This is a genomic window from Caecibacteroides pullorum, assembly GCF_019239235.1.
Lineage (GTDB): Bacteria > Bacteroidota > Bacteroidia > Bacteroidales > Bacteroidaceae > Bacteroides > Bacteroides pullorum.
Genome location: NZ_JAAZTS010000028.1, coordinates 24,497 through 34,772 on the forward strand (window position 1 = coordinate 24,497; position 10,276 = coordinate 34,772).

General features: G+C 50.0%; 6 protein-coding genes. 3 read left to right on the plus strand and 3 right to left on the minus strand.

The features are described 5' to 3' along the window. Positions 1-8: 8 nt before the first annotated feature. The 3 genes from HF894_RS13330 to gap form a co-directional block, all read right to left on the minus strand. Entirely contained in the window at positions 9-509 is a 501-nt protein-coding gene (locus HF894_RS13330) for a DUF4847 family protein (RefSeq protein ID WP_204973008.1), read from the minus strand. Next, a complete protein-coding gene (locus HF894_RS13335; RefSeq protein WP_204973010.1) occupies positions 506-2,557 on the minus strand; it encodes a M3 family metallopeptidase in 2,052 nt (683 codons plus the stop codon). Before HF894_RS13335 ends, HF894_RS13330 begins: the two co-directional genes overlap by 4 nt. Positions 2,558-2,708: 151 nt before the next feature. Further along, on the minus strand, positions 2,709-3,719 hold the full coding sequence (gap, locus tag HF894_RS13340; RefSeq protein ID WP_075317878.1) for a type I glyceraldehyde-3-phosphate dehydrogenase: 1,011 nt from the start codon (positions 3,717-3,719) through the stop codon (positions 2,709-2,711). A gap of 541 nt (positions 3,720-4,260) precedes the next feature. Here gap and HF894_RS13345 point away from each other — a divergent pair. From HF894_RS13345 to HF894_RS13355, 3 genes are all read left to right on the plus strand, one after another. Beyond that, positions 4,261-5,436, plus strand: a complete 1,176-nt coding sequence (locus tag HF894_RS13345) for an efflux RND transporter periplasmic adaptor subunit (RefSeq protein WP_204973012.1) — start codon at positions 4,261-4,263, stop codon at positions 5,434-5,436. A 64-nt stretch (positions 5,437-5,500) separates the two neighbouring features. Continuing rightward, positions 5,501-8,635: an efflux RND transporter permease subunit gene (locus HF894_RS13350; RefSeq protein ID WP_204969173.1), complete on the plus strand. Its 3,135-nt coding sequence runs from the start codon at positions 5,501-5,503 to the stop codon at positions 8,633-8,635. Next, positions 8,635-10,017: an efflux transporter outer membrane subunit gene (locus HF894_RS13355; protein ID WP_204973018.1), complete on the plus strand. Its 1,383-nt coding sequence runs from the start codon at positions 8,635-8,637 to the stop codon at positions 10,015-10,017. The genes HF894_RS13350 and HF894_RS13355 overlap by 1 nt, the downstream gene beginning before the upstream one ends. The last annotated feature ends 259 nt before the right edge of the window (positions 10,018-10,276 follow it).

Sequence of the window (10,276 nt, forward strand, 5' to 3'; positions counted from 1 at the left end):
TGATTAATTTATTGTGCTGTAAATCCCATTATCTTGTCAATTTTCCCGTCTTTGTAGTAGAGCGTTAATGTCCGATTGTCTCCTTCATATTTGTAAATCAGTAACAACGCCTTCATAAACTCCTTTGCCAAAGGATCGGTTTCTGCTCCTGTGACTTTTCCGCTTAACACCAGCTCTTTTGAAACACCGTCGGCTTTCCATGTTCCATTTGTAATTTTTGCATTGATACCGTTGGCGTTAAAGGTGGATGCGATTTGTTCAGCGCTTTGGCTGTCTCCATAAAAATTTATGATATAATTACCGGCACTGTTAAGTTTTTCTATGCTATTATTGTAACTGTCTTCATTATCCCATAGTCCGGACAGAAAACGGTTACTGCTGCCTTCAGTGGTGAGGCGTGTGAGTTTCCACGTCTTGCCTGTAAAGATTTCCATTACATCGTCCTTGTTGTTGCAAGAGGTCAGTGTCAGGAAAATTGTCAGGAGGGCAAATAATTTATATAGTTTCATTTCTTTATTCCGTTTCTGATTAATAATGCATCGATTGTTGGTTCTTGTCCGCGAAAGCGTTTGTAGAGCGTCATGGGGTGTTCAGTTCCTCCCCGCGAAAGTATGTTTTCGCGGAAGGAAAAGGCTGTTTTCTGATCGAAAATCCCCTGCTTTTTAAAAAGCGAGAAAGCGTCGGCATCCAACACTTCGGCCCACTTGTAGCTGTAGTAGCCGGCCGAATAGCCTCCAGCAAAGATGTGTGAGAACTGGGTGCTCATGCAGGTGCCTTCGACCGACGGTAGTATTTGGGCGCGTGCCCAGGCCTGCTTTTCGTATGCCATCACGTCGCCTTCGAAGGGAGTCGTACGGGTGTACCATGCCATGTCCAGCAGGCCGAAGCTGACTTGGCGCAGGCAGGCATAGGCGGCGTTGAAGTTGCGCGAATCCACGATGCGCTGTACCAGTTCGTCAGGTATCAGTTCGCCCGTCTGATAATGGCGGGCAAAGGTATGCAGGAATTCCTTTTCGACAGCAAAGTTCTCCATGAATTGTGAAGGTAGTTCCACGAAGTCCCAGTAGACATTGGTGCCACTCAAGCTGGCGTAGGTGGTGTTGGCAAACATGCCATGTAGACTATGGCCGAATTCGTGGAGGAAGGTCTCTAGTTCACCGAAGGTAAGCAGGGCAGGCTTGTCCTGTGTGGGCTTGGTGAAGTTCATCACCAGCGAAACGTGCGGACGGCTGTTCTCGCCCGTCTTTTCGTCAATCCATTGCTCTTTGTAGCTGGTCATCCAGGCGCCCGAACGCTTGCCTTCGCGCGGGTGGAAATCCGTATAGAGTACGGCGAGGAAGCTGCCGTCTTTGTCGAATACATCGAATGCCTCCACGTCCTTGTGATAGACGGGGATGTCGGGATTCTTTTGGAAAGTGATGCCATAGAGGCGGGTGGCCAGGCCGAATACGCCTTTCTTGACGTTCTCCAGTTCAAAATAAGGGCGAAGCATTTCGTCGTTGAGGTTGAACTTGCGGTCCTTGAGCTTTTGCGAGTAGTATCCCCAGTCCCAAGGCATCAGGGTGAAATCGGCTCCCTGCTCTTCGCGGGCCAGTGCCTGTACTTCGGCATATTCCTTTTGTGCAGTTGGCTTGTAGGCTTCGAGCAGCTGGTCGAGCAGGTGGTAGACGTTGGCACTGTTCTGTGCCATGCGGCGCTCCAGCTTGTAGGTGGCATAATCTTTGTATCCCAACAGCTGGGCAAGTGCCAGGCGGGTGTTGACCAGTTGCTTCACGATGTCGAGGTTATTGCAGGCGTTGGCGTGCGTACACTTGGTGTTATAGGCCATGTAGATTTCCTTGCGCAGGTCGCGGTCGGCGGCATAGGTCAGGAAAGGCACGTAGCTGGGAGCATGCAGGGTGAAGACCCAGCCCTCCTGCTGTTTCTCGCGGGCCGTTTCGGCGGCAGCGTCGATGGCACTCTGCGGCAGACCTTTCAGTTGGGCTTCGTCGGTCAGTACCAGCTGGTAGTCGTTGGTTTCTTTCAGATTGTTTTCACTGAATTGCAGGGTCAGAAGACTCAGCTGGCGCGACAGTTCACGATATTTCTCCTTGTCGGCCCCCTGCAGGTTGGCTCCGCTGCGCACAAATCCTTCATAAGTATCCTCCGTCAGTTTCCGTTGTTCGGCAGTCAGAGGTTCGTCGTTGCGGTGCTCGTAGGCCGTTTTGACCCGTTCGAAGAGTCGTTCGTTCAGCGTGATGTTGTTGGCATGCTCGCTCAGCAGCGGCATCAGTTCCTTGGCTAGCTCCTGCATGGCGTCGTTGGTTTCGGCGTTGAGCAGGTTGTCGAACACCACTTCCACACGATGCAGCAATTGACCCGACTTTTCTAAAGCCAGGATGGTATTGTGGAAGTTGGCTGGTTCGGGATTGTTGACGATGGCGTCTATCTCCTCGTTCTGGCATTCGATACCCCGACGAATGGCGGGGGCATAGTGCTCCACAGCGATGTTGTCGAAGGGGACGGTATCGTGGGGCGTATGGATATTTTCAAAAAAAGGATTCTGAGTCTCTGTCATATTCGCTAAACAAGTAAAAACAACTGTTAGTCAGATTCCCCTTGGCTGCTCCTTTGTTTGGAGGCTCTTGGGGAAACTTCACGCAAAAATGCAAAAAAAATAGGCGACTTCCGCAGAAGCCGCCTATACTTTAATATTTTCTAACTGTAAATTAGCAGTTAACAGATGCCATGTGAGCGATCAGGTCAAGAACTTTGTTAGAATAACCGATTTCGTTATCGTACCAAGATACAACCTTAACGAAAGTATCAGTCAAAGCGATACCTGCCTTAGCATCGAAGATAGAAGTGTGAGTGTCACCCAAGAAGTCAGAAGAAACAACTGCATCTTCAGTGTAACCCAGGATACCCTTCAGTTCACCTTCAGAAGCTTCCTTCATGGCAGCGCAGATTTCAGCATAAGTAGCAGGCTTAGCCAAGTTTACAGTCAAGTCAACTACAGAAACGTCCAAAGTCGGAACACGCATAGACATACCAGTCAGTTTGCCGTTCAGAGTCGGGATAACTTTACCTACAGCCTTAGCAGCGCCAGTAGAAGAAGGGATGATGTTGCCAGAAGCAGCACGACCACCACGCCAGTCTTTCATAGAAGGACCGTCAACTGTCTTCTGAGTAGCAGTTGTAGAGTGAACGGTAGTCATCAAACCATCTGTGATACCCCATTTGTCGTTCAAAACCTTAGCAATAGGAGCCAAGCAGTTAGTAGTACAAGAAGCGTTAGATACGAACTGAGTACCCTTAACGTAAGTCTTTTCGTTAACACCACAAACGAACATCGGAGTGTCGTCCTTAGAAGGAGCAGACATTACTACATATTTTGCACCAGCCTGGATGTGAGCCTGAGCTTTTTCTTTAGTCAGGAACAGACCAGTAGACTCAACTACATATTCAGCACCAACAGCATCCCATTTCAGGTCAGCAGGATTCTTCTCAGCTGTTACACGGATTTCTTTGCCGTTAACGATCAGCTTGCTGTTCTCAACGTCAGCTTCGATAGTGCCGTTGAACTGGCCGTGCATTGTATCGTACTTCAGCATGTATGCCAAGTAGTCAACCGGGCAAAGGTCGTTAATACCAACGATTTGGATATCGTTTCTAGTCTGAGCTGCGCGGAATACGAAACGTCCGATACGTCCGAATCCATTAATACCTACTTTAATCATTTTGTTTAAACTTTTAAAGGTTCAATAAATATGTATTTATATATCTCTCTTGATAACCAGTGTGCACTTGTTTTTCAAATGCGCTGCAAAAGTACAAAATTGTTTTTTATGTTGGTGTGTCGGTGGGTTTAATTTTTCCTTTTTTTTATATTAAGGGGTTAGAATAGGGTTATTTATCGTTAAAATTGCCTGAAATATTGCTTGGAATGATGTCGTGAAGACTATTTGATGATGTTGTAGCTCATTGTTTGTCCAATAAGGTTAGGTGAACAGCATTTTTTGACTTTTATCTGATCATAAGAAGGAATAGGTTGGGAATATGCTGTGTTGTGGATAGCTGTGTTGTGGAATAATTCTACAGATATGTAGAGGCTTTCTACATACATGTGGGGATATAGGTGCTTTTTATTAGAAATAAATAAAGTCGATTACCTCTGAAAACTAATAACTTACATGCCTTAATGCATGATATTGAAAAAATGGTATTATCTTTGCATTTGTTAAGGTGAAGAACAGGGTTTTAATTATCTAACAAACAGACATGAGACTATTTTTTACAAAAAAAGAGTTGAGGCTGAGAAAAAGAAGATTGGTGACGATGCTGGTTTGCATGGCGGTGTTGCTGGCAGCGTATATCATATTAACTTGGCCGAAAGCGGTGGCTCCAGTACCACCTGTCGTGATTGTACAGCCTGTAGAGCAGGAAGATGTGGAAATCTACGGAGACTATGTAGGACGTATCCGTGCACAGCAATTTGTAGAAGTACGTGCACGTGTGGAAGGCTTTTTAGAGAGTATGGCTTTTGAGGAAGGTACGTATGTGACGAAAAATCAAGTCTTGTTCGTCATCGACCAGAAGCAATATCGTGCCAAAGCAGATAAGGCTCGTGCTCAGTTGCGTAAGGATTCTGCTCTGGTGCGTAAAACCAAGCGTGATTTGGAGCGTATCCGTCCGTTGTTTGAACAGAATGCAGCCAGTCAGTTGGATTTGGATAATGCTATTGCGGCTTATGAAACGGCTGTAGCCAGCATGGGTATGAGCCAGGCTGATCTCGATCAGGCGGAACAGGAACTGGGCTATACGTGGGTACGTTCTCCGATATCGGGCCACATCAGTGAACGTCATGTGGACCTTGGTACACTGGTAGGTACTAGTGGAAAGTCCTTGCTGGCTACGATTGTAAAGAGTGACACTGTATTGGTGGATTTCAGTATGACAGCATTGGATTATCTGAAAAGTAAAGAACGTAATGTAGTTATTGGTCAGAAAGATTCGAGCCGCTCCTGGCAACCGACTGTTACCATTACCCTGCCTGATAACAGCACCTATATATATAAAGGTATTGTAGATTTTGCTGAACCGCAAGTCAATCCCAAGACGGGTACATTCTCTGTTCGTGCTGAGATGCCCAATCCGGATCGTGTATTGCTTCCTGGTCAGTTCACTAAAGTACGTGTGTTGCTTGATGTGCGCGAGCATGCTACCGTTGTACCTCAAAAGGCTTTGATGATCGAGAAAGGTGGAGCACATGTTTTCGTTATGCGTCGTGACTCTACGGTTGAACGTCGTTTCATAGAGTTGGGACCTGAGTTCGGTAACAATGTCGTGGTAGAACGTGGTATTGTACCCGGCGAGAATATTGTGACTGAAGGATATCATAAACTGACTCCTGGTATAAAGGTACGCGTAGGCCAACCTATGGAGGAAGAAGAGTAAGTGAGTGACAGGAAGGCTGTCCGCATTGCAATCAAAATTCTAAAATCAGAAACCTATCCCGCTTATGAAAGTGAATTTCTTTATTGACAGGCCGGTATTCTCGGCTGTCATCTCCATATTGATCGTCATTGTGGGTATCATCGGCTTGATGATGCTTCCTATCGACCAATACCCTCAGATTACACCGCCCGTGGTGAAGATATCGGCATCTTATCCTGGTGCTAGTGCTGTCACTGTGTCGCAGGCTGTCGCTACTCCTATCGAACAGGAATTGAATGGAACGCCTGGTATGTTATACATGGAGTCCAGCAGTTCCAATACGGGTAGTTTTTCGGCTACTGTTACTTTCGATATCTCGGCTGATCCCGACTTGGCGGCTGTCGAAATACAGAACCGCATCAAACTGGCCGAATCACGTCTGCCTGCCGAGGTGGTGCAGAATGGCATCGAAGTGGATAAGCAAGCTCCCAGCCAGCTGATGACTCTTTGCCTTACGTCGAATGATCCCAAGTTCGATGAAATCTACCTGAGTAATTTTGCCACGTTGAATGTGGTGGATCTCTTGCGACGCATCCCTGGTGTGGGCCGTGTGTCTAACATCGGAAGTCGCTACTACGCCATGCAGATATGGGTAGATCCCGCTCGTTTGGCCAATTACGGACTGACGGTGAAGGATGTGCAGGATGCCCTGAAAGATCAGAACCGTGAATCTGCGGCCGGTGTCCTTGGTCAGCAGCCCGTTGAGGGACTTGATATCACTATTCCCATCACCGCGCAGGGACGTTTGTCTTCAGCCGCACAATTCGAGGAGATTGTGCTCCGTGCTAATGCTGACGGCTCGCTGATACGGATGCGTGATGTAGCCCGCGTTTCACTCGAAGCGCAGTCTTATAACACTGAGAGTGGTATCAATGCTGGTAACGCTGCTGTGTTAGGCGTTTATATGTTGCCTGGAGCCAATGCCATGGAGGTGGCTGAGAACGTCAAGAAAACCATGAAGGAAATCAGCGCCAACTTCCCTGAGGGATTGGAGTATGAGATACCGTTCGATATGACGACCTACATCAATGAGTCCATCCACGAGGTGTACAAGACGCTGTTCGAAGCGTTGATATTGGTTATCATCGTAGTTTACCTGTCGTTACAGAGTTGGCGTGCCACCATCATACCTGTGGTAGCAGTGCCCATTTCACTTATTGGTACCTTTGGTTTCATGCTTATTTTCGGATTCTCGCTCAATATGCTGACCTTGCTTGGTCTTGTGTTGGCTATCGGTATCGTGGTGGACGACGCTATCGTGGTGGTGGAGAATGTAGAGCGTATTATGGAAGAAGAACACCTCAGTCCTTACGAGGCTACGAAGAAGGCTATGGACGGACTGGTAGGCGCCATCATCGCCACGTCGCTCGTGCTGGCGGCCGTGTTTGTGCCAGTGAGCTTCCTGCCGGGCATTACGGGTCAGCTTTACCGACAGTTTACGGTGACTATCGTGGTATCCGTGCTGTTGTCTACGGTAGTGGCCCTCACGCTGAGCCCCGTAATGTGTTCGCTCATCCTGCGTCCTGAAGATCCCAACAAACCGAAGAATCGCGTGTTCGCCTTCATCAACAAATGGTTGGCCATTGGCAATACGAAATACGTCAAGCTGATAGGTCGCACCGTGAAGCATCCGCGTCGCATCGCTATGTACTTCTGCCTGGGTCTGCTGTGTATTTTCATCCTGCATCGCTTTACGCCTACCAGTTTCTTGCCTGTAGAGGATCAGGGATATTTCACTGTTGAGTTGGAAATGCCTGAGAGTACCACGTTGGAGCGCACCCGCAAGGTGACCGACCGTGCCATTGACTTCCTGATGAAGCAGCCTGCTGTAGAATACGTACAAAATGTTACAGGCTCCAGTCCCCGTGTAGGTACCAGTCAGGCACGTAGCCAGCTGACCGTTATCCTGAAGCCTTGGGACGAACGAGATAATACAACTATCGACGAGGTGATGGAGACTGTACGTCGTGAGATTAGTGAATATCCTGAATGTAAAGTCTATTTGTCTACACCGCCAGTTATCCCTGGTCTGGGTACGTCGGGCGGTTTTGAGATGCAACTGGAGGCACGTGGTGAGGCTACTTTTGATGACCTGGTGCGTGCTACGGACACATTGATGTATTATGCTTCACAGTGTAAGGAAATTGAAGGATTGTCGTCTTCGCTCCAGGCTGAGATTCCCCAGCTCTATTTTGATGTGGATCGCGATAAGGTGAAACTATCAGGCGTGCCGATGGCTGATGTTTTCTCGACGATGAAAGCTTATACGGGTTCGGTTTATGTGAACGACTTTAATATGTTCAACCGCGTCTATCGTGTCTATTTGCAGGCTGAAGCTCCTTATCGTGAGCATCGCGACAATATCGGTCTTTATTTCGTACGTGGTAGCGATGGCGACATGATTCCGCTTACGTCGCTCGGAACGACGGAATATACTACCGGTCCGGGAAGCATCAAGCGATTTAATATGTTCAATGCTTCTGTTATTCGTGGTACGGCTGCCAATGGTGCTAGCTCCGGACAGGTGATGGAATTGCTGGAGCGTATTGCTCGCGACCACTTGCCCGACAATATCGGGGTAGAATGGAGTGGCTTGTCTTATCAGGAAAAACAGGCCGGGGGACAAACCGGACTTATCTTGGGATTGGTATTCCTCTTCGTCTTCCTCTTCCTGGCTGCTCTGTACGAGAGCTGGAGCGTGCCTATCGCTGTGCTCATCTCTCTGCCCATCGCTGTATTGGGTGCTTATGCCGGTATTTCGGTCTGTGGACTGGAGAACGACACCTATTTCCAGATCGGCCTGGTAATGCTCATCGGTCTGGCTGCCAAGAATGCCATCTTGATTGTTGAATTCGCCAAGGACGAGGTGGACCGCGGTAGCGACATTGTTGAAGCTGCACTCCATGCCGCTCACTTGCGCTTCAGACCCATCCTGATGACATCGTTGGCCTTTATCCTCGGTATGCTTCCGATGGTCATTGCTACCGGTCCGGGTTCGGCCAGCCGCCAGGCTATCGGTACGGGCGTATTCTTTGGAATGATAGTGGCCGTAACTGTTGGTATTTTGCTGGTGCCTTTCTTCTTCGTGATGATCTACAAGATGAAGCACAAGATGCGTGCCCCCAAACTGAACCTGCAACCCTTTAAAAAGAAGAAATGATGATGAAACGTACGATATGTTACCCGATATGCCTGCTGGCCGCGCTGATAGTGTTGGCCGGATGCCAGCTGGGCAAACACTATACCCGTCCCGACTTGGATCTGCCCGCGACGTTGGGTAGCCAGACGGCCGACGATTCGGCTTCGCTGGCCGATATGGCTTGGGAAGAACTCTACACCGACACTCTGCTACAGGGGCTTATCCGCAAGACGTTGGAATATAATAAAGATATGCAGATGGCTGCCGCCCGCGTCAAAGAACTGGCTGCGATGAAGCGCATCGATGTGGCCAACATGTTCCCGCAGATTGGGGCCAAGGTTTACCTCGAACCGGAGCACGAAAACTACGGAGGTAACAATCCTAAGAGCAGTAACGAGTTCGGCGTCAAGGCATCGGCTACGTGGGAGCTCGACCTGTGGGGCAACCTGCGCTGGGCACGCGACAAGAGCCTGGCCGACTTCATGGGCTCCATCGAGAACCGGCGTGCCTTGCAGATGAGTCTTATCGCACAGGTAGCGCAGGCCTACTTCGAGTTGGTGGCGCTGGACAACGAACTGGCCATCGTGCGTCAGACCGTCGAAGCCCGCCGCGAGAGCCTTCACCTGGTCCGTCTGCGCCGTGAAGCCGGACTTATCTCCGAAATTCCCCTCCGCCAGGCGCAGGTGGAATTGGCCAAGACCGTGACCCTCGTGCCCGACCTCGAACGCAAGATTACGCTCAAGGAAAACGAACTGGCCTTCCTGACGGGCGAATATCCCCATGCCATCGCCCGTGCCAGCCAGGCGGCCGATGTACAGCTGCCCGATGCCCTGCCCGTAGGCATGCCCAGTACGCTGCTGGAACGCCGCCCCGACGTACGCCAGGCCGAGCAGGCACTTATTGCCGCCAATGCGCAGGTGGGTATGGCCTTCACCGCCCTCTTCCCCCGCATCGCACTTACGGCTACGGCAGGAAGCGAGAGCGGCGAGCTGGGTGACATCCTGAAGTCGCCCTACCACCTCTTCTCGGCCAACCTGCTGCAACCCATCTTCGCCATGGGCAAGAACCGTGCCATGCTCAAGGCCAAGAAGGCTGCTTTCGAGGGAGCCACGCATGCCTACGAGAAGGCCGTGCTCAGCGCCTTCAAGGATGCCTACAACGCCATTACGGAGTTCAACAAGATAAAGGACATCTACGATACCCGCCTCCGGCTGGAGCAGGCGGCCAAGACGACGCTCGAACTGGCCCAGCTGCAGTACGTCAACGGTGCCATCGGCTACATCGACCTGCTCGACGCCCAGCGTACCTACTTCGACGCCCAGCTCAGCCTGAGCTATGCCGTACGCGACAAGCGCATCACGATGGTCAACCTCTACAAGGCCCTCGGCGGAGGGTGGGAGTAGGAAAGGTTGTTCTTTGTTTCCATACAGAGCCTCCACGGTTGCCGACATGCAGCCGTGGAGGCTCGTTTTTTTTTTTACATATTCTCCTGCTGCCTTCCCCCTGTTCCGCTTGCCCGTGCCGGCCCCCGCAGCGGCCCGAAGGGGGTGACAGGCCCCGACGGCCCCTTTGAGGGCGACTATAACATACGGCGCATGTCAAAACGTTGTTTTTCAGCGGTTTGATGTTTTGCATGCGCCGTATGTTATAATCGGGCAGACA

What these genes read in the sequence shown, in the direction of transcription:
- HF894_RS13330 (WP_204973008.1), bottom strand. Translation starts at nt 509, where the DNA reads ATGAAACTATATAAATTATTTGCCCTCCTGACAATTTTCCTGACACTG.
- HF894_RS13335 (WP_204973010.1), bottom strand. Translation starts at nt 2,557, where the DNA reads ATGACAGAGACTCAGAATCCTTTTTTTGAAAATATCCATACGCCCCAC.
- gap (WP_075317878.1), bottom strand. Translation starts at nt 3,719, where the DNA reads ATGATTAAAGTAGGTATTAATGGATTCGGACGTATCGGACGTTTCGTA.
- HF894_RS13345 (WP_204973012.1), top strand. Translation starts at nt 4,261, where the DNA reads ATGAGACTATTTTTTACAAAAAAAGAGTTGAGGCTGAGAAAAAGAAGA.
- HF894_RS13350 (WP_204969173.1), top strand. Translation starts at nt 5,501, where the DNA reads ATGAAAGTGAATTTCTTTATTGACAGGCCGGTATTCTCGGCTGTCATC.
- HF894_RS13355 (WP_204973018.1), top strand. Translation starts at nt 8,635, where the DNA reads ATGATGAAACGTACGATATGTTACCCGATATGCCTGCTGGCCGCGCTG.